Origin of the sequence: Candidatus Brevundimonas colombiensis, from assembly GCA_029202665.1 — a bacterium.
In the GTDB taxonomy this organism is placed as follows: Bacteria; Pseudomonadota; Alphaproteobacteria; order Caulobacterales; family Caulobacteraceae; genus Brevundimonas; species Brevundimonas colombiensis.
Map to the genome: position 1 here is coordinate 1,529,197 of CP119326.1, position 21,924 is coordinate 1,551,120.

Sequence of the window (21,924 nt, forward strand, 5' to 3'; positions counted from 1 at the left end):
AGGGCGATTTCAGGCCGCCGCGTGCGGCCCAAGGAGATGATCGAGATGAGAAAGACCTTTCTGACCGGCCTGGGCGCCATCGCTCTGGCTGTCAGCGCCGGCGCCGCGACGGCTCAAACCCCGCCTGCGCCGCCGGCCGGGGCGCCTGCGCCGCATCACGCGAGGGGCGAGCCGAACCGCCAGATCACCCGCGCCGAGTTCGTCGATGCGCGTGTCGCCCGCCTGACGGCCCTGGATACGAACCGCGACGGGACGATCAGCGTCGAGGAACGCCAAGCGGCGATGCAGGCCCGGCGCGCGGCACATGCTGACGCACGCTTCGCCAAGCTGGACGCCAATGGCGACGGCTCCATCAGCCGCGCCGAGTTCGACGCCGGCCACGCCGCGCGTCCCGATCGCGGCCCGCACGTCCAACCCGCCGGCGCCCGCGAAGGTCGTCGCGGCGGTCCGCGTCACGCCATGCGCGGTCCCGGTCGTGACGGTCGCGAACGCGGTCCGGTGGTGATCTCGGAGGTCGCCGCCAAATTGGGCGAACGGTTCGACAAGATGGACGCGGACCACGACGGCGTGATCTCGCCCGCCGAGCGCCGCGCCGCCATGACCGCCCACCGCGCGGAACGTCAGGCCCGCCGTGCCCAGCGTCAGGCCGGGCGTCCGGCGCCACAAGCCGCTAGCCCGGCTCCGGCTTCGGAGTAAGAACGGTGTCGGGGTCGGCCGTCATGGACGAATCGGTCCCTTTCGTCAGCAGCGGAAGAGGCGGATTTGGTCGCGATCGTCGACCCCGACGAGGATCTGGTGCGCCGCGTGGGTCAGGGCGACCCGGCGGCGTCGCAGGCGTTGGTCGCGCGCAAGCTGCCGCGCATCCTGGCCCTGGCGCAGCGGATGCTGGGCGACGCTGTCGAGGCCGAGGATGTGGCGCAGGAGGCCATGCTGAGGGCGTGGCGACAGGCCCCGAAATGGCGGCCGGGCCAGGCGCGGTTCGACACCTGGCTGCACCGGGTGGCGCTGAACCTCTGTTACGACCGGCTGAGGCGTCGTCGCGAAATCCCGACCGATGCGCCGCCGGATCGGCCGGACGAAGGACCGGCGCCGGATCGGGGACTTCTGGCCGCCGAGACCGGCGCGCGGGTGACGGCGGCCCTGAAGCGGCTGCCGGACCGCCAGCGCGAGGCCATCGTGCTGTGCCATTATCAGGAGCTGTCCAATATCGAGGCGGCCGCCCTGATGGAGATCAGCGTCGAGGCGCTGGAGAGTTTGTTGTCGCGCGCTCGTCGCGCATTGCGTCAGGCGCTTTCGGATATGGCGCCGGTGGGCGCGACTAAGGGAGACGGACGATGAAGGCGGAACGGTTGCAGGCCCTGGCGGACGCCTATGGCGCGGACCTGCGTCGCTGGCCGGCGGACCAGCGCGCCTTCGCCGAAAGCCTGTTGGCCGCCGATCCGTCCTTGCGGGGCGTGCTGGACCAGGCTGCGGCGCTGGACGCCTTGCTGGATGCGGCGCCGACCCCGGTCCCGTCGGCTGGGTTGGCGGCGCGCATCCTTGCCGCGGCCCCCCGGCCGAGGGCGAGAGGCTGGTGGCGTCAGGCGGTCTGGTATCTGGGGGCCGGATGGGCGGCGGCGGCCTGCGCCGGCGTTGTGGCGGGCGTCGGCCTGACCAGCCATCTGACCGCCGATGCGCGTGCGGACGCGGTGCTCTATCAATCGGCCCTGACCGGGGTGGACGACACCGAGGTTCTGGGATGACGAACAAGACGCTGAAGATCGCCCTGGCCGTGTCGGTGGCGCTGAACCTGTTCGCCGTGGCGGGGGGCGTGACCTATATCGTCGGCCGCGACAAGATCGAACGCCGGATCGAGGAGCAGCGCCGGGGCGGCCGCGAAGGGCCGTTGGCCGATGTGCTGGCCGGGCTGGACCCCGCCGTGCGCCAGCGCGTGCGCGCGACCCTGCGTGAAACCGCCCTGACGGCCCGGCCCGATTTCGAGGCGGCGCGGGCGGCGCGACGCGAGGCCATCGCCGTCGCCGGTCAGCCGACGCTGGACGCGCCGCGTGTCCAGGCTTTGCTGGAGCAGTCCCGCGACGCCGAGATGCGCGGCCGCCAGCGGTTGGAGAGGGGGGCGGTGGCGCTGCTGGCGACCCTGACGCCCGAAGAACGCAAGGCGATGACGCCCCTGCTGCAGCGCAAGGGCGGCGCCCGTCGCGACGCCGCGCGTCACGACGGTCCCGAAGCGCGCAGCCCCGAAACGCGCACCCAGGACGGCGCCGCCCCGGCCCGAATCGACCATTCCGCCCGCTGAAAGCGTTAGGCGGCCTTCGCGCGGAAGGCCGCGACGGCGTCCACGGCGGCGCGCACCGAGGTCTCGATAGCGGTCCAGTCGCCGGCCTTGACCGCTGCGTCCGTCACCAGTTTCGAGCCCATGCCCGCCGCCACGATGCCGGCGCCGAACCATTTGGCGATGGAGCCTTCGTCGGGATCGACGCCGCCGGTCGGCATGATCTTGACCCAGGGCATCGGCCCCTTGACCGCCTTGACGAAGTCCGGTCCGCCGACCGACGATCCGGGGAACAGTTTGACGATATCGCAGCCCAGTTCGTGGGCCTCGCCGATGTCCGTCACCGAACCGCAGCCGGGGAAATAGGCGACCATGCGCCGGTTGCAGACCTTGGCCACGTCGGGGACCAGGCACGGGCTGACCACGAAACGCGCGCCCCGGTTCAGATAGAGGGCCGCCGTGCCGCTATCGACCACCGAACCGATGCCCAACACGATGTGCGGATCGGTCCTGATCAGTTCGCGATTGATCTCGCCGAACAGGTCGCAGGCGAAGTCGCCGCGATTGGTGAACTCCACCACCGGCGCGCCCCCGCGCGCGCAGGCCCGGATGACGTTCAGGCTGACCTCGGGATCGGGATGATAGAAGACGGGGCAGACGCCCTGGGTCTCAAGCGCCTGAAGCACGCTGACGCGATCGTGGGCCATGGTCTGTCTCCTGTCGGCGGGTCGAATGGGCCGGGGGTCGAGAGGCGGCCTGTCAGCTTTCTGCTTAGCCCACCGGCGGTCCGGGCCAAAGCCTTGCGCGCCGGCTTCGCCGTGAAGCGACGGAACATATTGTTTCATCCGCCGGTCTTGATCGAGGTCAAGGCGCGGACGCCCCGAACGGTCCAGGGTCGGCTCGAAGGAGAAGCCCATGACCCTGCTTGATCGCGAACGGCTCGTCACCCGCACAGGTTTGCGCCTGGAGGTCCGCGCGGCGCGCGGCGAGGACGAGCGCGCCCTGGCCGCCTTCTTCGCCAAGGTGACGCCTGAGGATATGCGGTTCCGTTTCCTCTCCACCCTGGGAACGCCGGGTCACGACCAGCTTCTGGCCCTGATCGAAAAGCCGTCGGCGGATGGCGAGAGCCTGATCGCCTGGGGCGAGGACGGGGCCATTGCCGCGACCGCCGTCCTGGCCGGCGATGCGGCGGGTGAACGGGCCGAGGCCGCCATCCTGCTGCGCGGTGACCTGAAGGGGCAGGGGATCGGCTGGACCCTGTTGGAACGGCTGGTGGCCGAGGCGCGTTCGCGCGGCTATGCGGTGGTGGAATCGCTGGAGGACCGCGCCAACCACGCCGCTCTGCAGGTCGAAAACGACATGGGATTCGACGTCGCTCCGGTCGAGGACGATCCCACCCTGGTCTGGGTCAGCAAGCGGCTGCGCTGATCGGGGCCTTCGGCGTTTCGGCGGCGGTCGCCATCGGCTAGAAGGCGTCCAAACTTCAGGAAGGCTACGGCCATGATGACCGCCATCTTTGTCTTCATCAAATGCGAGCTGGGCTACGCCAACGACGTGGCGGCCGACATCGTGGACAATGTGGAGAACGTGTCAGAGGTCTATTCCACCTCGGGCCAGCATGATCTGTTGGCCAAGTTCAACCTGCCGCGAGAGGCCGACATCGGAACCTTCGTGACCAAACAGGTTCAGACGCGCCCGCACGTGCGCGACACCTTCACCGTCATCACCTTCTCGCCCTTCCTGCCGTCCAGAGGCTGATGGCCGCTGGTGCGAAAGGGTGACGCTGGCGTGCGCGAGGGCTAAACCGGGCGTCAAAGGGAGACACGCCATGACGCGATCCAACGCGCCCGCCTATATGACCGGCTTCGGCAATCATTTCGCGACCGAGGCCGCGCCCGGCGCCCTGCCGGAAGGCCAGAATTCGCCGCAGAAGACGCCGATGGGCCTGTACGCCGAACAGCTGTCCGGCACGGCCTTCACCGCCCCGCGCGCCGAGAACCGCCGAAGCTGGCTTTATCGCCTGCGGCCCTCGGCCCAGCATGGCCCCTATGTCGCCTTTGACCAGGGACGCGTTCGCTCAGGCCCGTTCGACGAGACGCCGCCCAATCCCAACCGGATGCGCTGGGACCCGCTGCCGATCCCCGAAACCCCGACCGACTGGGTCGAGGGGCTGACGACCTATGGCGGAAATGGAGAGCCGGACGCCGGGGCGGGCGCGGGCGTCCATCTGTATGTCGCCAACCGCTCGATGACAGGCCGCGTCTTCTATGACGCCGACGGCGAACTGCTGATCGTGCCGCAGGAGGGCGCGCACCGTTTCGTCACCGAGATGGGGGTGATCGAGGCCCAGCCCGGCCATGTCGTCCTGATCCCGCGCGGCGTGCGGTTCCGCGTGGAGGTCGAGGGGCCGGCGCGGGGCTATGTCTGCGAGAACTATGGCAGTCCGTTCCGCCTGCCGGACCTGGGCCCCATCGGCGCGAACGGCCTGGCCAATCCGCGCGATTTCGACACGCCCGTCGCGGCCTATGAGGACGTGGATCGTCCGACCCAGTGCGTCCAGAAATACGGCGGTCGTCTGTGGGCCACGACGTTCGATCACAGCCCGCTGGACGTCGTGGCCTGGCACGGCAATCTGGCGCCCTGCCGCTATGACACGGCGCGGTTCAACACGATCAACACCGTCAGCTACGATCACCCGGACCCGTCGATCTTCACCGTCCTGACCAGCCCTTCGGAGACGCCGGGCACGGCCAACATCGACTTCGTCATCTTCCCGCCCCGCTGGATGGTGGCCGAACACACCTTCCGTCCGCCGTGGTTCCACCGGAACGTGATGAGCGAGTTCATGGGGCTGGTGACCGGCGCCTATGACGCCAAGGCGGGCGGTTTTGCGCCGGGCGGAGCGTCGCTGCACAACCGGATGAGCGGACACGGCCCGGATCAGGCCAGCTACGAGGGCGCGATCAAGGCCGAGTTGAAGCCCCACAAGATCGAGAACACCCTGGCCTTCATGTTCGAGACCCGCGCGCCGATCCGCGTCACGAAATGGGCGTCGGAATCACCCCAGATGCAGCTGGACTACGACGACGTCTGGTCGGGGTTCGCCAAGGGACAGGTTTCATGATCCGCATGTCGACGATCGCCGCCGCAGCGCTTCTGGCGGCCGCCTGCACGCCGCAGACCACGACGGGCGCGGGTTCCGACGCGCCGATGCAGAGCGCCGAAGCCTCGGCCTGCGCCACGCGCGGCGGGACGATGAAACAGGTCGGACGGCTGCAGTCCTGGCAGTGCGTGATCAGCTATGCCGACGCGGGCAAGCGCTGCACCGACGGCGCCCAGTGCCAGGGCGATTGCCGCGTCGAGGGCAATACGGGCATGGCGGCGGGAGCGGCGACCGCGGGGGTCTGCCAGGCGACCAGCGACCGCTTCGGCTGCCACGCCACGGTCACGGACGGCAAGGCCGGCCCGACGCTCTGCGTGGACTGACACGCGCCAAGACGCATGAAAAAGCCCCCGCTGTTTCCAGCGGGGGCTTCTTGCATCGCTTCGGGGCTTAATGTCCCTGAGCGGCGTCCTTGACCGCGCCGGCGCGGTTGTCGGCTGCGGCCTGCGTCTGGTCGGCTTGCTGCTTCAGCGCTTCGGCCTGACGCTCTGCTTCGGCCTTGGCGGCGTCGGCGTTGGCCTCGCCTTGGGCGACAGTGGCGTCGGCCTGGGCGTTCAGGCTGTCAGCGGTGGCGTCGCCCTGAGCATGGATGGCGTCGGCCTGTGAGTCAGCGGCCTTTTCGGCGGGCTTCTGGCAGGCGGCAAGACCGGCGACGGCGAACAGGGCGGCAGCGGTTACGACAAGTTTTTTCACGAGACTTCCTCCAAAGCTTGTTGGACCAGAAAAACGCCACGCCTCACGAAGGGTTCACACCGCCGTGATAAATTATTGTCCGGACTCGGCGAAGGCGACGCGGGCGGCGCCCAGCAGGGCCGCGTGTTTGTGCATGATCACCTTGGTCGGAATCTCGGACATATAGTCCTTGAACCGGCCCTTGCGCTCGAACCGCTGGCGGAAGGGGCTGGCCTTGATGAAGGGCAGGATGCGCGGAACGATGCCGCCGGCGATATAGACGCCGCCGCGCGCCCCGGTGGTCAGGGCGATGTCGCCTGCGACCGCGCCCAGAATGGCGCAGAAGCGGGCCAGGGTCGCGCCGCAGGGGCTGTTCGGATCGGCAAGAGCCGTCTTGGTGATCTCGGCCGGATCATCCACATGTGTCTCACGCCCGTCGATCTCTGCCAGAGCGCGGTGCATGTTCAAAAGGCCCGGCCCGCAGATCAGCCGTTCGATGGAGACGCGATCATAGCGGCGGCGCAGGATACGCAGAATCTCGTCCTCGACCGGATCGCCGGGCGGGAAACAGGCGTGGCCGCCCTCGGACGGCATGGCCATTTCCTTGCTGTGGGCGTCGCGCACCAGGGCCGCGACGCCGAAGCCGGTGCCCGGGCCCAGCACCGCCACGGTCGAATGCGGATCGCCATCGACCGGCCCGCCCAGGCTTTCCAACTGGTCCGCCGGGACCACGGGCGCGCCCCAGGCGAGGGCCTCGAAATCGTTTATCAGCTTGACCGGCTTCAGGCCCAGCGTCTGCAGTTCGCTCTCGGACACCTGCCAAGGCGAGTTGGTCAGGTCGATGGCGCCGTCGGTGACGGGACCGGCGACGGCGATCACGCCGCCGGTCGGCTTGACCTCGCAGCCGTCGATGAAGGCGGCGACGCCCTCCAGGAAGGTCGGATAGGTCTCGGCCGGGAAGCTATCGTGATGGTCCAGCACGGGCTGGCCGTCCACCATGCGGGCCAGGGCGAAGCGGGCGTTGGTGCCGCCGACGTCGCCGACGAGAAGGGTCTTGTCATTCATTTCAGGCGTTTCCTGCGGTCGGTTCGGTGGATCAGGCGTCCACGGTCCGGTCGACGAAGTTGGGGTTGGGCGGCGTGTCGTCGTGGCCGTTGCTTGCGCTGGGCAGGGCGAAACAGACGGTGGCCCCATGCTCGGCCGTCGTGACCACGTGGCGGAAGGCGCCGAACAGTTCACGGCCATAGCCCCAGGACGAGCCCTGGGCGATGGCGGGCGTGCGTGCGGCGGCCGGTCGGGCGGTCAGGTCGGCGATCCCGACGGTGGTCAGCACCCCGGCCTCGGCGTCCAGACGGATGATGTCGCCGTCCTTCACATGGGCCAAGGGACCGCCCGCTAGGGCTTCGGGCGAGACGTGGATGGCGGCGGGCGTCTTGCCGCTGGCGCCCGACATGCGGCCGTCGGTGACGAAGGCGACCTTGAACCCCTTGTCCTGAATGACCGACAGGGCGGGCGACAGGCTGTGCAGTTCGGGCATGCCGTTGGCCTTCGGCCCCTGGAAGCGCAGGACCACGACCACGTCGCGGAACAGCTTGCCGTCCTTGAAGGCTTGCAGCGCGTCTTCCTGGGTTTCGAAGACGGCGGCGGGCGCTTCGACGATGCGGTTCTCGGGCTTCACGGCCGAGATCTTGATGACCGCCCGGCCCAGGTCGCCCTTGACCAGACGCAGGCCGCCTTCATGGTCGAACGGGTCGGAGGCGGGGCGCAGGATATCGCGGTCCAGGCTTTCGCTGACGCCGTCGCGCCAGACCAGTTCCCCGTCCACCATCGACGGTTCCTGGAAATAGGCTTCGATCCCCCCGCCTTTTTCAGGAGGGCCCATGATGGTGGTGACGTCGGTGTGGATATTGCCCGCCATCGCTAGCTCACGCGCGATGAAGGCGACGCCGCCGGCGGCCTGGAAGGCGTTCACATCGGCCGAACCGTTGGGATAGACCCGCGCCAAGAGCGGCGTGACCGAGGACAGCTCGTCCATGTCGGTCCAGTCGATCAGCACCCCCGCCGCCCGCGCCATGGCGACCAGGTGGATGGCGTGGTTGGTCGATCCGCCGGTGGCCAGCAGGGCCACGATCATATTGACGATGGATTTCTCGTCGATGACGTCGGCCATGCGGCATTCGCCGCTGCGGGCCAGTTCGACCGCCCGTTTCGCCGCCGCCGCCGTCAGGGCGTCGCGCAGGCCGGTGTCGGGGTGGACGAAGGCGGTGGAGGGCATGTGCAACCCGCCCAGCTCCATCATCATCTGGTTGGAGTTGGCCGTGCCGTAGAAGGTGCAGGTGCCGGGCGAGTGATAGCTGCCGATCTCGCTTTCCAGCAGGGTCTGACGATCGACCTTGTTCTGGGCGTATTCGGCGCGGACGCGAGCCTTTTCCGCATTGGGGATGCCCGACGGCATGGGGCCGGCGGGGGCGAAGACGACGGGCAGGTGTCCGAACGCCAGGGCGCCCATGAACAGGCCGGGCACGATCTTGTCGCAGACGCCCAGCATCAGGCCGGCGTCGAAGGCGTCGTGGGTCAGGGCCACGCCGGTCGACATGGCGATGACGTCGCGGCTGAACAGCGACAACTCCATGCCCGGACGACCCTGGGTCACGCCGTCGCACATGGCGGGGGTTCCGCCCGCCACCTGCGCCGTGGCGCCGACCTCGCGCACGGCCGCGCGCACCACGTCGGGGAAACGCTCGAACGGCTGGTGGGCCGACAGCATGTCGTTATAGGCGGTGACGATGCCCAGGTTCGGCTTGGACCCGTCCATCGCGGTGAGCTTGTCCGCGACGGTCTGGCCCGCGAAGGCGTGGGCCCAGTTGGCGCAGGACAGTTTGGCTCGGCCCGTCCCGCTGTCGCGGGCGGCGTCCATGCGACGGATATAGTCGGCGCGGGTCTCGCGGCTTTTTTCGACGATGCGGGCGGTGACGGCCGCCACGGTGGGGTGAAGCGCCATTAGCCTTCCTCCGTCCACAGAACTTCGAGGGGAACGCCAGCGGCGATCAGGGCGGCGATGGGCTGGATCTTGGGATCGCCCTGGGCCTGGTCTTCGAACACCCGGCGCTTGGCGGCGCCCTTCAGACCCAGGATCACCCGACCGGCCGACATCAGATAGGGCAGGTTGATCGACAGGCGTTCGATGGTCGGCGCCATGCCGTCGCGCCCGTGGGGCACGCCTAGAACCGTCGGTTTCAGCGTCGGCGTCAGCAGGGTCTTCAGCGTCGGGCTTTCAGGGAACATGGAGCAGATATGGCCGTCCTCGCCCATGCCGAGCAGGACCGCGTCAAACCGCCCGCCCGCCGCGGCCAGCGCATGGGCCGCGACCATGGCGGCCCGGTCCACCGTCACCTCGGGCGTATAGAGGGGGATGAACCGTGCGGAGGCCGCCTTGTCCTGCAACAGCACGTCGCGGATCAGACGGGCATTGGACTCCGGCGAGGTTTCGGGGACGTAGCGCTCGTCCACCAGGGTAACAGCGACCTTGGACCAGTCCAGGTCGGTCGTCGCCAGCCGGCGATAGACGCGGGCGGGGGTCGAACCACCCGGCCCCGCGAACAGGGCCGCGCCCTTGTCGCGCAAGGCGGTCGCCAGGGTCTCGCTCAGACGCGAGGCGATGGCCTCGGCCCAGGCGTCGACGCCGGCGAAGGTTTCGATGGCGGGTGTCTCAGACATCGGTCGTGTTCCAGTCGCGCCCTGTCCGCATCATCAGCATGTCGGCGCTGTCGGGACCCCAGGTTCCGGCGACGTATTCGTCGGGTTTCAAGCCCGATTCGGCCCAGGCCTCGGACACCTCGTCCACCCATTTCCAGGCCTGTTCCGCCTCGTCGCGGCGCACGAACAGGGTGGAATCGCCCGCCATCGCATCCAGCAGCAAACGCTCATAGGCGATGCGGCGGCGCGGCGGGGCGTCGCCCTTGCCATCTACCCCCCACGACAGGCTCATCTTGATCGGCTGAAGCTGCATTCGGCGATCCAGGCCGGGGCGCTTGTTCATCACAGTCAGGGAGATGTCTTCCTCGGGCTGCAACTCGATGATCATGCGGTTGGCCTTGACCTCTCCGCGATCGTCGCGGTCGAAGATGGAGTGGGGCACGGGCTTGAACTGGATGACGATCTCGGTGCGCTTCTCGGGCAGGCGTTTGCCGGTCCGCATGAAGAAGGGCACGCCGGCCCAGCGCCAGTTGTCGATGTCGGCGCGAATGGCGACGAAGGTCTCGGTATCCGAATCCTGGCCCCGCTCCTCGTCATAGCCCTTGGCCGGCTTGCCCTCGCTGGTCCCGGCGACGTACTGGCCGCGCGCGGTGACGCGCTCGGCCTCATCGGGGGTGATCGGACGCAGCGAGCGCAGCACCTTGACCTTTTCATTGCGCACCGAATCCGGGTCCAGGTCGCTGGGCGGCTCCATCGCCACCAGGCACAGCAGCTGCAGCATATGGTTCTGCAGCATGTCCCGCAGGGCGCCGTATTCGTCGTAATAGGGCCAGCGGTCGCCGACGCCCACGGTCTCGCCGATGGTGATCTGGACGTGGTCGATCGACAGATTGTTCCACAGCGGCTCGAAGATGGTGTTGCCGAACCTCAGGGCGATCAGGTTCTGCACCGTCTCCTTGCCCAAATAGTGGTCGATGCGGAACACCTGGTTCTCGCTGAAGGCGTGGGCCACGGCGTCGTCGATTTCCAGGAAGGATTTCAGGTCGCGCCCGACCGGCTTCTCCAGAACGATGCGGCAATTCTTTTCGGCCAGACCCGCCGCCTTCATGGCGGTGACGATGCGGGCGTAGAGCGACGGCGACACCGCCAGGAAGGACGTGACCTCGCCGTCGCCGACCTTGTCCTTCAGCGGCTTCAGACTGTCGGCCGATGTGGCGTCCACGGCCAGATAGTCCAGTCGCGCCTTCATCCGCGCCCAGCTGTCCTCGTCCCACGCCTTGTCGGCCTCGGCCTTGGTCTTCACGGCGTCGTGGACCTTGGCGACATAGTCGTCGGCGCTCTCTTCCGAACGTGCGGCGCCGATGATCTTCAGCCCCTCTGGCAGCAGGCCGTCGTGTTCCAGGAAATACAGCGACGGCAGCAACATGCGCATCGCCAGATCGCCGCCGCCGCCGAACAGAATAAGTGCCGCCATGAAATTTCCCTTCAGCGATCCCGCTTTGTGGGACCGACGCCGTTAAGGTGCAGGTTGGCCTTTGCCCGCTTCGGCGCGCGAGGCCAACACATCCAGCACGTCCTGAAACACCATGTTACGGGCATGGAGAAGAACGAGCAGGTGATAGATCAAATCCGCAGCCTCGCTGGCGAGTTCCTCGTCCGGGCCAGCGACGCCCGCCAAGGCGGTCTCGACGCCCTCTTCGCCGACCTTCTGGGCGATGCGTTTGGGGCCTTCGGCGATCAGTCTGGCGGTCCAGCTTTCGGACGAATCTGTGGCGGCGCGTTCGGCGATAGTCCGCTCCAGCCGGGCGATGCGGCCCAGACCCGGCGCATCGGCGTCGCCGAAACAACTGGTGCGGTGCAGGTGGCAGGCGTCGCCGACGGGTCGAACCGACAAAACCAGGGCGTCGTTGTCGCAGTCGGGCATGATGCCCACGACATGCAGCCGGTCGCCCGAGGTTTCGCCCTTTCTCCATCGCCCCCCGCGCGAGCGTGAGAAGAAGGTGGCCTCGCCCGACTGGATCGTCTCGTCCAGCGCGACGCGATCCATATAGGCCAGGGTCAGCACCTGCAGGGTTGCGGCGTCCTGCACGACGACGGGAACAAGGCCGTTCCCTTTTTCGAAGTCGATGGAGTCGGGATCGATCATTTGTTTTCGCTCACCCCCGCCAACGCGGGGACCCAGTTCTCTTGTCTGACGGGTGTTGGATGGAGATCTGCGCCGGATCGGCGACGATGACCGCCCAAAGCGCTGGGTCCCCGCATTCGCGGGGATGAGCGGAGACTTGACATCATATCCGCATCTCCAAGCCTTCGTCGGCCAGGTATAGTTTCAGGTCCGGTATGGCGATGGCGCCGGTGTGGAAGACGCTGGCGGCCAGGGCGCCCGATACATCCGCCTGTTCGAACACGTCGCGGAAATGCTGGGGGGCGCCCGCGCCGCCTGATGCGATCAGGGGGATGGTCAGTCGTGCGCGGGCCGCCGACAATTGCGCCACGTCATAGCCCTGACGCACCCCGTCCTGATCGATGCAGTTCAGCACGATCTCGCCCGCGCCCAGCGCTTGCGCCTGATCCAGCCAGTCCAGCGTCCGCTTGCCCGCATGGCGGCGCGCATCGGGATCGCCGGTGTATTTGTGGACCACCCATTCGCCGTCTTCCAGGCGGCTGTCGACGCCGACGACGACGCATTGCGACCCCAGTCGTTCGGCCATTTCGGCGATCAGTTCGGGCCGTTCCAGCGCGGGAGAGTTGATCGACACCTTGTCCGCCCCGTGGTCCAGACAGCGGGAGGCCTGCTCCACGCTGCGGATGCCGCCCGCGACACAGAAGGGGATGTCCAGCAACCGGGCGATATCCCTGATCCAGCCATAGTCCAGCGTCCGACCCTGCGGGCTGGCCGTGATGTCATAGAAGACCAGTTCGTCGGCGCCCTCGTCACGATAGCGCGCGGCCAGTTCGGCGGCGTCGCCCATGTCGGCGTGGCCCACGAACTTCACGCCCTTGACGACCCGGCCGTCCTTGACGTCCAGGCAGGGAATTATCCGGCGGGCGGTCATGCGGCGGCCGCGATGGCTTCGGTCAGGGTGAAACGGTTCTCGTACAGGGCGCGGCCCACGATGGCCCCGTTGCAGCCCAGCGCCTTGACCGCCGCCAGATCGTCCAGCGACGACACCCCGCCCGAGGCCTGAAGCACCAGATCGGGGCGGCGACGACGGATTTCGGCCAGAAGCTCCAGATTGGGGCCGGTCAGGGCGCCGTCCCGGCCCACGTCGGTGACCAGTATGTGTTTGGCGGTCCCCTTGGGATAGCGGTCCAGCGCGGTCCACAGATCGACGCCCGACGACTGGGTCCAGCCCTTCAGCGCGGGCACGGGCACGCCGTCTTCGATCTTGACGTCCAGCGCCAGGGTGATCCTTTCCGGTCCGAAGTCAGCCAGCCATTCGGCGACCTCGTCCGGCCGTGTCACGGCCAGGGATCCGATCACCACGCGGTCCACGCCCGAGGCCAGCAGCTTGGATACGTCGTCGCGACTGCGAACGCCGCCGCCGGACTGGATCCTGACATCGATGGCCTTGGCCAGTTCGCCGATCAGTTGGTGCTGCATGGCCTGCCCTGCCTCAGCCCCGTCCAGATCGACGACGTGAATCCATTCGGCGCCTTCCGCAACGAAGGCGGTCAGGCGGGCCGCTGGCTGTTCGTCATATCGGGTCACCTGATCGAACCGGCCGTGCATCAGGCGCACGCAGACGCCGTCCTTCAGGTCGATGGCGGGATAGATCAGCATGGCAGGCTCAGGAAATTCTTGAGGATTACGGCTCCGGCCTCGGCCGAGCGCTCGGGGTGGAACTGGCAGCCCCAGCGGTTGGCGGATCGCACCATGGCCGGAACCGGCCCGCCATAGTCGGCGCGGGCCAGGGTCGCCGGCCCATCCGGGCAGACGAAGCCGTGGACGAAATAGGCGTAGGCGCCGTCGGCGACACCCTCCAGCAGCGGATCGTCGCGGTCGCGCGTCAGACGGCTCCAGCCCATGTGCGGCACGGGCAGGGCGCCCTCAGGTTCCAGCCGCTTCACCGTGCCGGGGATGAGGCCCAGCATCTCGACGTCCTCACCCTCGTCGCTGCGTTCGAACAGCAGTTGCTGGCCCAGACAGACGCCCAGCAGGGGGCGTTCGAAGGCGCGCAAGGGTTCGATCAGGTCCAGCTCGGCCAGACGCGACATGGCGTAGCCCGCCGCCCCGACGCCGGGCAGGATGACCCGTTCGGCCTCAGCGATCTCGGCCGGATCGGCGGTCAGGCGCACGGTCGCGCTCAGCCGTTCCAGCGCGAACTGAACCGACGCGACATTGCCCGCGCCATAGGCGATGACGGCGACCTGGGTCACAGCACCCCCTTGGTGGAAGGCACGGCGTCGCCCTCGACGCGGATGGCCTGGCGCAGGGCGCGGCCGAAGGCTTTATAGACGGCCTCGGTCTTGTGGTGGTCGTCCTGGCCCGTGACCTTGATGTGGACGGCGGCGCCCATGGCCTCGGCCAGAGACCGGAAGACGTGGGCCGTCAGGTCGGTGCGGTATTCGCCGATATAGGGGGTCTCGAACGTCCCCTCGAACAGCGGATAGGGGCGCCCGGACAGGTCGATGGAGACGGTCGCATTGGCCTCGTCCATCGGCAGGACGAAGCCGTAGCGGGCGATGCCTTTCCGTTCGCCCAGCGCCTGTTTCAGCGCCTGGCCCAGGGCGATGGCGCTGTCCTCGATGGTGTGGTGCGGGTCGGTGTGCAGGTCGCCCTCGCATTGCAGCCGTAGCGAGAAGCCGCCGTGGGCCGCGATCTGCTCCAGCATGTGATCGAAGAAACCGACGCCGGTTTCGATCTTCACCGGGCCGGGCGCGTCCAGATCGACGGCGCAGACGATGCGGGTCTCCTTGGTGTCGCGCACGGCCTGACCCACGCGGGACGGACGACGCTTGGCGGGCGTCAGGCCGAAGGCGGCCAGCAGCCGGTCGTTGACCTCGGGCTTGATCGAGACGGGCAGGCGCAGACGGTCGCCGGACATTTCGCCCTCGACGCCATAGGCTTTCAGACCCGCCAGCGCCGCCGCCGGGTCTTCCGGCCGCGTCAGGATGATGGGGCCGACGCCGGGTTCGACGGGCGTCAGGCGACCCAACTCGCGGGCGACCCGCTCACGCTCGCGCCGGACGGCGGCGATGCGTTCCGCCGTCTCGATCATCCGCGACGGGTCCAGCGCCTGCTGCGCCAGCCGCACCAGCGGTTCGGGCAGGGCGTAGGGTTCCAGCACCGACGCCAGCCGGGCCAGCGTCTGGGGCTGGGCGATGGCCGCCCCGACCCGCGCGCCCGCCAGCCCATAGGCCAGCGACAGGCTGCGCAGGACGACCAGATTCGGCTGGTCCGCGACGACGGTCACGGCGGATGCGCTGTCGGAAAACTCGATCAGCCCCTCGTCCACGACCAGCAGGGCGGGGGCGACGCGGGCGGCCATTTCGGCGACGGCTTCAGGTGAGCCGAGGGCGCGGATGACGACGACGGCGGGATCGCCCTTCGCCGGATAGATGGCGCTCAGACTGTCATAGGGATCGGCCTTGGGCGCCTTGACCGAACCGCCGTCGCGGGCGGCAAGGCGCCAGGCCAGCTCCAGCCCGTGGGTCAGGCCGCGAACGGGCAGAACGGTCTCGACCGGCGTGGCATAGATCGCCGCCATGCGGGCGGCCAACGCCTGGGCGTCGCCGGGATAACGATCCAGACCCTCGCCGCCGGAGACCAGCGGAGGATAGGGGGCGGGCAGGCTCATCCCTCGGCCCTCAGATCGGCGGCGCGGGCGTGGGCCTCCAGCCCCTCCATCCGGGCCAGACGGGCGGCGATGGGGGCCAGGGCGCGGGCCCCGGCCTCGGTGACCCGTTGCACCGACATGGTGGTCATGAAGCTGGCGGTGGTCACCCCGCCCAGGGTCCTGGCCCCGCCGTCGGTCGGCAGGACGTGGCTGGGACCGGCGGCGTAGTCGCCCAGGGTCTCGGCGGCGAACCGACCGACGAAGACGGCTCCGGCGGCGTTGATCGAATCGACCAGGGCTTCGGGATCGTCGATCTGGATCGCCAGGTGTTCTGGACCATACAGATTGGCGACTTCGGCGGCGACCTCCAGATCGCGGACCAGGATGGCGCGGGCCTCCTGCAACGAGGCGCGGGCGATGGTTTCGCGCGGAAGGGTGGCGACCTGAACCTCAACCTCGGTCAGGATGTAGTCGATGGTGGCGCGGCTGGTGGAGACCAGCAGAACCTGGGCGTCGGCGTCATGTTCGGCCTGGCTGAGCAGGTCGGCGGCGACGATCTCGGGCGCGGCGTCGCGGTCGACAATGACCATCAACTCGGACGGCCCGGCGGGCATGTCGACAGCGGGGCCACCCCCACCGAAACGACTTAAGGCGGACGCCTGTTTCTTGGCCTCGGCGACATAGGCGTTGCCCGGTCCGAACAGCTTGTCGCAGGGCGGGATGATCCCGTCCTCCAGTTCGGCGCCGAAGGTCAGGGCGGCGATGGCCTGCGCCCCGCCCATCAGCCACAGGGCGTCCAGATCGGCCTCTGCGGCGGCCAGGATCATGGCGGGGTGGACGCCGCCATCCTTGTCCGGCGGGGTGACGGCGATCCGCTCGCCCACGCCTGCGACCCCGGCCGGGATGGCCAGCATCAACAGGGACGAGAACAGCGGCGCCGTGCCGCCCGGGACATAAAGGCCCGCCGAAGCGATAGGCCGCCATGCCAGTTTGGAGCGCACGCCGGGCGTGGTCTCGACGAAGGGGGTGTCTTCCGGCCGGGTCGCCTGGTGGAAGACGCGGATGTTGTCGGCCGCCATCCGCAGGGCGCGCACGTCGCCGGGGGGCAGGGCGTTGCGGGCCTCAGCCACCGCCTGTTCGGTGATGGCGATGCGGCGCGGCGGGGCCTTGTCCAGCTTGAGACACCAGTCGGTGACGGCCGCGCCGCCGCGCATCCGCACGTCGTCCAGGATGGTGCGGACCACCTCGGTCACGTCGCCCGCCGTGCGTTGCGTCGGGCGGGCCAGAGCGGCCTTTTTTCCGGCGGCGTCGAGGGACGACCAGTCGATGCGTTTGAACAGGTCGCTCATCACATCATCTTCTCGATGGGCAGGACCAGAATGGCCGAGGCGCCGGCGGCCTTCAGCTTCTCCAGCGTCTCCCAGAAGACAGCTTCCTGGCAGACGGCGTGGACGGCGACCGCATCATCGCGACCCATCAGGGGCATGACGGTGGGCGAACCGGCGCCCGGCAGGATGGCGGTGATCTGATCCAATGCCGAACGCGGCGCGTTCAGCATGACGTATTTGGCGCCCTGCGAGGACACCACGCCCGCCATCCGTTCGATGATGCTGTCCAGCAGGGGCTGCAGGCCCGGCTCGGGCGCGGTCGGCGACTGGATCAGCACGGCCTGACTTTCCAGCACCGTGTCCTTGGCCCCCAGGCCGTTGGCCTCCAGCGTGGCGCCGGTCGAGACCAGGTCGCAGATGGCGGCGGCCAGTTTCAGCCGGGGCGCGACTTCGACGGCGCCGCGCATGACGACGATGTCGGCCTGAACCCCGCGCTCGTCCAGGAAGCGACGCAGGATCTTGGGATAGGAGGTGGCGATGCGCAGGCCCTCCAGCGAGGCCGGGCCGTCATAGGCCAGGCTCGGCGGCGTGGCGATCTTCAGGGTGCAGCGGCCGAAGCCCAGCGGCATGACGATGGAGGCGTTCGCCCCGCCGTTCCTGCCTTCCTCCAGCACATTCTCGCCGACGATGCCGAGGTCGCAGACCCCGTCGGCCACGAAGGTGGGGATGTCGTCGTCGCGAACGCGCAGCAGGTCGATGGGGTAGTTCTCGACCCGGTACAGCAGATCGTTGTGCCCCTTGACCCATTTCAGGCCCGCGTCCCGGATCAGGTCCAGGCTGCGGTCGGCCAGACGGCCGGATTTCTGGACGGCGATGCGGAGCCGACCCTGGACAGTGCTCATGTTCGGATTCTCAGTTTTTCAGCCGGTCCAGGGCGATGCGGTATCCCTGATGCGGCATGTCTTTCAGATAACGGGCGACGCGGACGACGGTGGTTGGGCTGGCATGGGCCTCGGCCGCGATCTCGCGATAGGACTTGCCCCCAGCGTCCAGCAGACGCGCGACCTGCCATCGTTCGGCGAAGGCGCGCAGTTCGGCGGGCGTGCAGAGGTCGGCGAGGAAGGCGTCGATCTCCCCATGCGTCTGCATCGACAGCAGGGCGTCATAGAGGGCGGCGCGGGCGGGCGGGGTCGTCATGCGCGTTCCATTATGCTGTAACAGTGGAACGGTCAAGGGGAGGTTAGTGGCGAGTGGCGAGTGATCAGTGTCGAGGAAAACTGGACGACTGTTCCGTGCCCGCCACTCGCCACTCGTCACTCGTCGCTTTAAATGGATTCCATGACCAAGGTTCTCATCATCGGCGCGGGACACGCGGGCGGCTCCGTCGCGGCCTTTCTTCGGCAATATGGACATGAGGGGCCGATCGTTCTGGCGGGTCAGGAGGTTGCGCCGCCGTATCAGCGTCCGCCCCTGTCCAAGGCGTGGCTGAAGGGGGAGGCGGATCTGGACGGGCTTCTGCTGCGGCCGTTGAGTTTCTACGCCGAGCAGAACATCGACTTCCGGCCCTCGACCGTCGCGGTGTCCATCGACCCGGAAGCCAAGACCGTCGCCTTCCATGACGGATCGTCCGAGACCTATGACGTCCTGGTGCTGGCGACCGGATCGACGGCGCGCAAACTGCCGGTTCCGGGCGGCGATCATCCCGATCTGCTGGAGTTGCGGACGCTGAAGGACGCCGAACGTTTGAAGGCCGTGCTGGGGCCGGGCCGGCGTCTGGCGGTGGTCGGGGGCGGCTATGTCGGGCTGGAGGCGGCGGCGTCCGCCCGCGCCCTGGGGGCGGACGCCATCGTCATCGAACGGGCGCCGCGCGTGCTGGCGCGGGTGGCGTCGGAAACCCTGTCGACCTTCTATACCGCGCAGCACCGGGCGCGCGGCGTCGAAATCCTGACGGCGGCCGAAGTGGTCGCCGTGGCGCGGGACGGCGTGACCCTGGCGGACGGAACGGTGGTTCAGGCCGATGCGGTGCTGGTCGGGGTCGGCGCCCTGGCCTGCGACGGCCTGCCCCGCTCGGCGGGCCTGCGGTGCGACGACGGGGTGGTGGTGGACGATCAGGCGCGGACCAGCGATCCCGCCATCTTCGCCGTCGGCGACATGACGCGCCGTCCGATCCCCGTCCATGGCGGGGTGCATCATCGGCTGGAGAGCGTGCCCAATGCGCTTGAACAGGCCAAACAGGCGGCCGCCGCCATCGTCGGACGGCCCGGGCCCTCGCCCGAGGTGCCGTGGTTCTGGTCAGACCAGTATGATTACAAGCTGCAGATCGCCGGCCTGCCGTTCGAGGCGGATGGTCAGGTGGTGCGCGGCGATCCAGCCGCCGGAAGCTTTGCGGTGTTCCATCTGGCCGGAAACCGCATCGTCTGCGTCGAGGCGGTGAATGCGCCGCCCGAGTTCATGGCCGGCAAGCAGCTGATCGCCAAGGCGACGCCCGTTGACGCGGACAGACTGGCGGACATGGCGGTGTCGATGAAGGCGGTCGCCGCCTGATCGTCTCCGCCCCCGCGAAGCGGGGAGAAGACGTCGTCGCCGCAGTGCAACAAAACTGTTGCGCTTTCCGTTCCGAGGCCCTCACTCTGTGGTTTCTTCTTGGCGGGGCGGATGACGAGAGCGTTCGACGAAATGAGCGGCGACGGATCGGGTGCGATCCGCGACAGCTACAAGACCCTGGCGGCCTGGCTTGAAAACGCGCCGGTCGATCTGCTGCAGGCGCGCTCGCGCCAGGCCGAGCTGTTCTTTCGGCGGATGGGCGTCACCTTCGCCGTCTATGGCGACGAGGAATCCAACGAGCGGCTGATTCCCTTCGACGTCGTGCCGCGCATTATCGGCGCGGATGAGTGGAGCGGGCTGGAAAAGGGGTTGAAGCAGCGGGTCGCCGCCATCAACGCCTTTCTGAAGGACATCTATGGCGCGCAGGAGTGCATCAGGGCGGGCATTGTGCCCGCCGACCTGATCCTGACCAATCCTCACTATCGGCCCGAGATGCAGGGTCGTCGTCCGCCGGGCGACGTCTGGTGCCATATCTCGGGCGTGGATCTGGTGCGCACCGGCGAGGACGGCTTCTATGTTCTCGAAGACAACTGCCGCACCCCGTCCGGCGTCTCCTACATGCTGGAGAACCGCGAGATGATGATGCGGCTGTTCCCCGACCTGTTCGCGGAACATGCGGTGCGGCCGGTCGAAATCTACACCGACATGCTGCTGCGCTCCTTGCAGGCGTCCGCGCCGGCAGGGGCGGGGGCCGATCCGACCATCGTCGTCCTGACGCCCGGCCCGTTCAACTCGGCCTATTACGAGCACAGCTTCCTGGCCGACAAGCTGGGGGTCGAGCTGGTCCAAGGCACGGACCTGTTCGTCAACGATGACACGGTCTTCATGCGCACCACCGAGGGGCCGAAGCGGGTGGACGTCATCTATCGCCGCATCGACGACGACTTCATCGATCCCCTGACCTTCATGCCCTCCTCCACCATCGGCGTGCCGGGTTTGATGTCGGCCTATTTCGCGGGCCGGGTGACGCTGGCCAATGCGGTCGGGACGGGCGTGGCGGACGACAAGGCCGTCTATACCTATATGCCCGAGATTATTCGCTTCTTCACTGGCGAGGACGCCATATTGAAGAATGTCCCGACCTGGCGTTGCCGTGAGGCGGAGGCGTTGAAAGAGGTGCTGGGCAGGCTGGACGAACTGGTTGTCAAGGAAGTGGGCGGATCGGGCGGTTATGGCATGCTGGTCGGGCCGACCTCCACCAAGGCCGAGATCGAGGCGTTTCGCGCCAAGCTGATCGCCGACCCCGACGATTTCATCGCCCAGCCGACGCTGAGCCTGTCGACGGCGCCCACGCTGAACGGCGGCGTCTTGTCGCCGCGCCACGTGGACTTGCGGCCCTTCGTCCTGTCCAGCCCGGACGGCGTGCGGGTCGCGCCGGGCGGCCTGACGCGGGTGGCGCTGAAACAGGGGTCGCTGGTGGTCAACTCCAGCCAGGGCGGCGGAACCAAGGACACCTGGGTGCTGGACAACTGATGCTTTCACGCACCGCAGACAGCCTCTACTGGACCGGCCGCTATATGGAGCGGGCGGACTTTCTCGCACGCATTCTGGAGGCGGCGATCCGCCTTGCCGCCCTGCCGGCCAAGGACCAGGCCACGGTCACGGCCTGGGCGGGCGCCATCGCCTCATCGGGGGTCAAAAGCGGGTTCGACGCCTCGGGGCGGACGATCTCCGAGAAATCCGTCCGCGAATATCTGGCCTTCGGCTACGACAATTCGACCTCGATCAAGGCCTGCATAACCAAGGCGCGGACCAATGCGCGCTCGGTGCGGACCGCCCTGACCATCGAACTGTGGGAGGCGATCAACGGCGCCTGGAACGGCTTGAACGAACTGGGCGAACCGACCCGGCGCGACGACTTCACCAACTTCCTCGACTTCGTGAAATCGACGTCCCTGGCGGTGGAGGGCGCCTCGTCGCGGACCATGCTGCGCAACGACGCCTATTGGTTCCTGCGCCTGGGCATGGCGATCGAGCGGGCCGACAACACCGCCCGCCTGCTGGACGTGAAATACCATCTGCTGCTGCCGCCCGGCGAACGGGTGGGCGGTCAGCTGGACTATTTCCAATGGACGACCCTATTGCGCGAGGTCTCGGCCCTGACCGCCTATCGCTGGGTCTACCGCGAGAGCGTGCGGCCGTGGCTGGTGGCGGACCTGTTGGTGCTGAACCGCCAGATGCCGCGCTCGCTGGCTTCGTGCCAGGGGATGATCGTCAGCTATCTGGAGCAACTGGCGACCGATTACGGACGGCGCGGCCCGGCGCAGAGGTTGGCCTCCAACCGCCTGGGTCAGTTCAACGAGGCCAAGATCGAGGACATCTTCCAGTCGGGCCTGCATGAATACATCCAGCGTTTCCTGAACGAGAACAATGCGCTGGCCGGCGCTATCCACGAACAGTATCTGGTCTGAC

The 21,924-nt window shown here is 68.1% G+C and carries 25 protein-coding genes; 11 read left to right on the forward strand and 14 right to left on the reverse strand.

The features are described from left to right. Nucleotides 1-45 precede the first annotated feature (45 nt). From P0Y50_07260 to P0Y50_07275, 4 genes are all read left to right on the forward strand, one after another. Nucleotides 46-696, forward strand: coding sequence for an EF-hand domain-containing protein (locus tag P0Y50_07260; protein ID WEK41397.1), 651 nt, complete (start codon nt 46-48; stop codon nt 694-696). 66 nt (nt 697-762) lie between these two features. Beyond that, a complete protein-coding gene (locus P0Y50_07265) occupies nt 763-1,338 on the forward strand; it encodes an RNA polymerase sigma factor (protein ID WEK41398.1) in 576 nt (191 codons plus the stop codon). Next, nucleotides 1,335-1,742, forward strand: a complete 408-nt coding sequence (locus P0Y50_07270) for a hypothetical protein (GenBank protein WEK41399.1) — start codon at nt 1,335-1,337, stop codon at nt 1,740-1,742. The genes P0Y50_07265 and P0Y50_07270 overlap by 4 nt, the downstream gene beginning before the upstream one ends. Next, nucleotides 1,739-2,293, forward strand: a complete 555-nt coding sequence (locus P0Y50_07275) for a periplasmic heavy metal sensor (protein WEK41400.1) — start codon at nt 1,739-1,741, stop codon at nt 2,291-2,293. Before P0Y50_07270 ends, P0Y50_07275 begins: the two co-directional genes overlap by 4 nt. Before the next feature lie 5 nt (nt 2,294-2,298). Here the strand turns inward: P0Y50_07275 and P0Y50_07280 are convergent, their stop codons facing one another. After that, nucleotides 2,299-2,976 carry a bifunctional 4-hydroxy-2-oxoglutarate aldolase/2-dehydro-3-deoxy-phosphogluconate aldolase gene (locus tag P0Y50_07280; protein ID WEK41401.1) on the reverse strand — a complete coding sequence of 226 codons (678 nt, stop codon included), beginning with the start codon at nt 2,974-2,976 and terminating at the stop codon, nt 2,299-2,301. 208 nt (nt 2,977-3,184) lie between these two features. Between P0Y50_07280 and P0Y50_07285 the strand changes: the two genes are divergently transcribed. From P0Y50_07285 to P0Y50_07300, 4 genes are all read left to right on the forward strand, one after another. Next, on the forward strand, nt 3,185-3,697 hold the full coding sequence (locus tag P0Y50_07285; protein WEK41402.1) for a GNAT family N-acetyltransferase: 513 nt from the start codon (nt 3,185-3,187) through the stop codon (nt 3,695-3,697). A 72-nt stretch (nt 3,698-3,769) separates the two neighbouring features. Beyond that, on the forward strand, nt 3,770-4,027 hold the full coding sequence (locus P0Y50_07290; GenBank protein ID WEK41403.1) for an Lrp/AsnC ligand binding domain-containing protein: 258 nt from the start codon (nt 3,770-3,772) through the stop codon (nt 4,025-4,027). 70 nt (nt 4,028-4,097) lie between these two features. Beyond that, on the forward strand, nt 4,098-5,393 hold the full coding sequence (hmgA, locus tag P0Y50_07295) for a homogentisate 1,2-dioxygenase (protein WEK41404.1): 1,296 nt from the start codon (nt 4,098-4,100) through the stop codon (nt 5,391-5,393). Beyond that, entirely contained in the window at nt 5,390-5,755 is a 366-nt protein-coding gene (locus P0Y50_07300) for a hypothetical protein (GenBank protein ID WEK41405.1), read from the forward strand. The genes hmgA and P0Y50_07300 overlap by 4 nt, the downstream gene beginning before the upstream one ends. A 67-nt stretch (nt 5,756-5,822) precedes the next feature. Here P0Y50_07300 and P0Y50_07305 read toward each other — a convergent pair whose 3' ends face one another. From P0Y50_07305 to P0Y50_07365, 13 genes are all read right to left on the reverse strand, one after another. After that, complete coding sequence (locus P0Y50_07305; GenBank protein WEK41406.1) at nt 5,823-6,125, reverse strand: hypothetical protein; 303 nt, start codon at nt 6,123-6,125, stop codon at nt 5,823-5,825. A 72-nt stretch (nt 6,126-6,197) separates the two neighbouring features. Then, complete coding sequence (gene glk / locus P0Y50_07310; protein WEK41407.1) at nt 6,198-7,169, reverse strand: glucokinase; 972 nt, start codon at nt 7,167-7,169, stop codon at nt 6,198-6,200. Between the two features lie 31 nt (nt 7,170-7,200). Then, nucleotides 7,201-9,105 (reverse strand): phosphogluconate dehydratase, encoded by a 1,905-nt coding sequence (gene edd / locus P0Y50_07315; protein ID WEK41408.1) that lies wholly within the window; start codon nt 9,103-9,105, stop codon nt 7,201-7,203. Next, the gene (gene pgl, locus P0Y50_07320; protein WEK41409.1) at nt 9,105-9,821 is read right to left on the reverse strand and encodes a 6-phosphogluconolactonase; all 717 of its coding nucleotides are present in this window, start codon (nt 9,819-9,821) and stop codon (nt 9,105-9,107) included. Before pgl ends, edd begins: the two co-directional genes overlap by 1 nt. Then, a complete protein-coding gene (gene zwf, locus P0Y50_07325; protein WEK41410.1) occupies nt 9,814-11,274 on the reverse strand; it encodes a glucose-6-phosphate dehydrogenase in 1,461 nt (486 codons plus the stop codon). The genes pgl and zwf overlap by 8 nt, the downstream gene beginning before the upstream one ends. Before the next feature lie 42 nt (nt 11,275-11,316). Next, the gene (gene hisIE / locus P0Y50_07330) at nt 11,317-11,946 is read right to left on the reverse strand and encodes a bifunctional phosphoribosyl-AMP cyclohydrolase/phosphoribosyl-ATP diphosphatase HisIE (protein WEK41411.1); all 630 of its coding nucleotides are present in this window, start codon (nt 11,944-11,946) and stop codon (nt 11,317-11,319) included. Between the two features lie 142 nt (nt 11,947-12,088). Continuing rightward, nucleotides 12,089-12,856: an imidazole glycerol phosphate synthase subunit HisF gene (hisF, locus tag P0Y50_07335; GenBank protein ID WEK41412.1), complete on the reverse strand. Its 768-nt coding sequence runs from the start codon at nt 12,854-12,856 to the stop codon at nt 12,089-12,091. Then, entirely contained in the window at nt 12,853-13,584 is a 732-nt protein-coding gene (gene hisA / locus P0Y50_07340) for a 1-(5-phosphoribosyl)-5-[(5-phosphoribosylamino)methylideneamino]imidazole-4-carboxamide isomerase (GenBank protein ID WEK41413.1), read from the reverse strand. The genes hisF and hisA overlap by 4 nt, the downstream gene beginning before the upstream one ends. Then, nucleotides 13,578-14,180, reverse strand: coding sequence for an imidazole glycerol phosphate synthase subunit HisH (gene hisH / locus P0Y50_07345; protein WEK41414.1), 603 nt, complete (start codon nt 14,178-14,180; stop codon nt 13,578-13,580). The genes hisA and hisH overlap by 7 nt, the downstream gene beginning before the upstream one ends. Further along, nucleotides 14,177-15,601 (reverse strand): imidazoleglycerol-phosphate dehydratase HisB, encoded by a 1,425-nt coding sequence (gene hisB, locus P0Y50_07350; protein ID WEK41415.1) that lies wholly within the window; start codon nt 15,599-15,601, stop codon nt 14,177-14,179. Before hisB ends, hisH begins: the two co-directional genes overlap by 4 nt. Continuing rightward, entirely contained in the window at nt 15,598-16,929 is a 1,332-nt protein-coding gene (gene hisD, locus P0Y50_07355; protein WEK41416.1) for a histidinol dehydrogenase, read from the reverse strand. Before hisD ends, hisB begins: the two co-directional genes overlap by 4 nt. After that, complete coding sequence (gene hisG / locus P0Y50_07360; GenBank protein WEK41417.1) at nt 16,929-17,810, reverse strand: ATP phosphoribosyltransferase; 882 nt, start codon at nt 17,808-17,810, stop codon at nt 16,929-16,931. Before hisG ends, hisD begins: the two co-directional genes overlap by 1 nt. A 10-nt stretch (nt 17,811-17,820) precedes the next feature. Continuing rightward, a complete protein-coding gene (locus tag P0Y50_07365; protein WEK41418.1) occupies nt 17,821-18,105 on the reverse strand; it encodes a YerC/YecD family TrpR-related protein in 285 nt (94 codons plus the stop codon). A 141-nt stretch (nt 18,106-18,246) separates the two neighbouring features. On the opposite strand from P0Y50_07365, the gene P0Y50_07370 reads away from it, so the two are divergent. The 3 genes from P0Y50_07370 to P0Y50_07380 all read left to right on the forward strand — a co-directional run bounded on the left by P0Y50_07370 (nt 18,247) and on the right by P0Y50_07380 (nt 21,923). Beyond that, nucleotides 18,247-19,452, forward strand: coding sequence for an FAD-dependent oxidoreductase (locus P0Y50_07370; GenBank protein ID WEK41419.1), 1,206 nt, complete (start codon nt 18,247-18,249; stop codon nt 19,450-19,452). 111 nt (nt 19,453-19,563) lie between these two features. After that, nucleotides 19,564-20,985 (forward strand): circularly permuted type 2 ATP-grasp protein, encoded by a 1,422-nt coding sequence (locus P0Y50_07375; protein WEK41420.1) that lies wholly within the window; start codon nt 19,564-19,566, stop codon nt 20,983-20,985. Further along, nucleotides 20,985-21,923 (forward strand): alpha-E domain-containing protein, encoded by a 939-nt coding sequence (locus P0Y50_07380; GenBank protein ID WEK41421.1) that lies wholly within the window; start codon nt 20,985-20,987, stop codon nt 21,921-21,923. Before P0Y50_07375 ends, P0Y50_07380 begins: the two co-directional genes overlap by 1 nt. The last annotated feature ends 1 nt before the right edge of the window (nt 21,924 follow it).

Excerpts from the sequence above, each read along its gene's own strand:
- hisG (WEK41417.1), bottom strand. The coding sequence starts at position 17,810 with ATGAGCACTGTCCAGGGTCGGCTCCGCATCGCCGTCCAGAAATCCGGC.
- P0Y50_07285 (WEK41402.1), top strand. The coding sequence starts at position 3,185 with ATGACCCTGCTTGATCGCGAACGGCTCGTCACCCGCACAGGTTTGCGC.
- hisB (WEK41415.1), bottom strand. The coding sequence starts at position 15,601 with ATGAGCCTGCCCGCCCCCTATCCTCCGCTGGTCTCCGGCGGCGAGGGT.
- hisIE (WEK41411.1), bottom strand. The coding sequence starts at position 11,946 with ATGATCGATCCCGACTCCATCGACTTCGAAAAAGGGAACGGCCTTGTT.
- P0Y50_07300 (WEK41405.1), top strand. The coding sequence starts at position 5,390 with ATGATCCGCATGTCGACGATCGCCGCCGCAGCGCTTCTGGCGGCCGCC.
- P0Y50_07290 (WEK41403.1), top strand. The coding sequence starts at position 3,770 with ATGATGACCGCCATCTTTGTCTTCATCAAATGCGAGCTGGGCTACGCC.
- P0Y50_07375 (WEK41420.1), top strand. The coding sequence starts at position 19,564 with ATGACGAGAGCGTTCGACGAAATGAGCGGCGACGGATCGGGTGCGATC.
- P0Y50_07260 (WEK41397.1), top strand. The coding sequence starts at position 46 with ATGAGAAAGACCTTTCTGACCGGCCTGGGCGCCATCGCTCTGGCTGTC.
- zwf (WEK41410.1), bottom strand. The coding sequence starts at position 11,274 with ATGGCGGCACTTATTCTGTTCGGCGGCGGCGGCGATCTGGCGATGCGC.
- pgl (WEK41409.1), bottom strand. The coding sequence starts at position 9,821 with ATGTCTGAGACACCCGCCATCGAAACCTTCGCCGGCGTCGACGCCTGG.
- P0Y50_07280 (WEK41401.1), bottom strand. The coding sequence starts at position 2,976 with ATGGCCCACGATCGCGTCAGCGTGCTTCAGGCGCTTGAGACCCAGGGC.
- glk (WEK41407.1), bottom strand. The coding sequence starts at position 7,169 with ATGAATGACAAGACCCTTCTCGTCGGCGACGTCGGCGGCACCAACGCC.
- hisA (WEK41413.1), bottom strand. The coding sequence starts at position 13,584 with ATGCTGATCTATCCCGCCATCGACCTGAAGGACGGCGTCTGCGTGCGC.
- P0Y50_07365 (WEK41418.1), bottom strand. The coding sequence starts at position 18,105 with ATGACGACCCCGCCCGCCCGCGCCGCCCTCTATGACGCCCTGCTGTCG.
- P0Y50_07380 (WEK41421.1), top strand. The coding sequence starts at position 20,985 with ATGCTTTCACGCACCGCAGACAGCCTCTACTGGACCGGCCGCTATATG.
- hisF (WEK41412.1), bottom strand. The coding sequence starts at position 12,856 with ATGACCGCCCGCCGGATAATTCCCTGCCTGGACGTCAAGGACGGCCGG.
- P0Y50_07270 (WEK41399.1), top strand. The coding sequence starts at position 1,335 with ATGAAGGCGGAACGGTTGCAGGCCCTGGCGGACGCCTATGGCGCGGAC.
- P0Y50_07370 (WEK41419.1), top strand. The coding sequence starts at position 18,247 with ATGACCAAGGTTCTCATCATCGGCGCGGGACACGCGGGCGGCTCCGTC.
- hmgA (WEK41404.1), top strand. The coding sequence starts at position 4,098 with ATGACGCGATCCAACGCGCCCGCCTATATGACCGGCTTCGGCAATCAT.
- edd (WEK41408.1), bottom strand. The coding sequence starts at position 9,105 with ATGGCGCTTCACCCCACCGTGGCGGCCGTCACCGCCCGCATCGTCGAA.
- P0Y50_07275 (WEK41400.1), top strand. The coding sequence starts at position 1,739 with ATGACGAACAAGACGCTGAAGATCGCCCTGGCCGTGTCGGTGGCGCTG.
- hisD (WEK41416.1), bottom strand. The coding sequence starts at position 16,929 with ATGAGCGACCTGTTCAAACGCATCGACTGGTCGTCCCTCGACGCCGCC.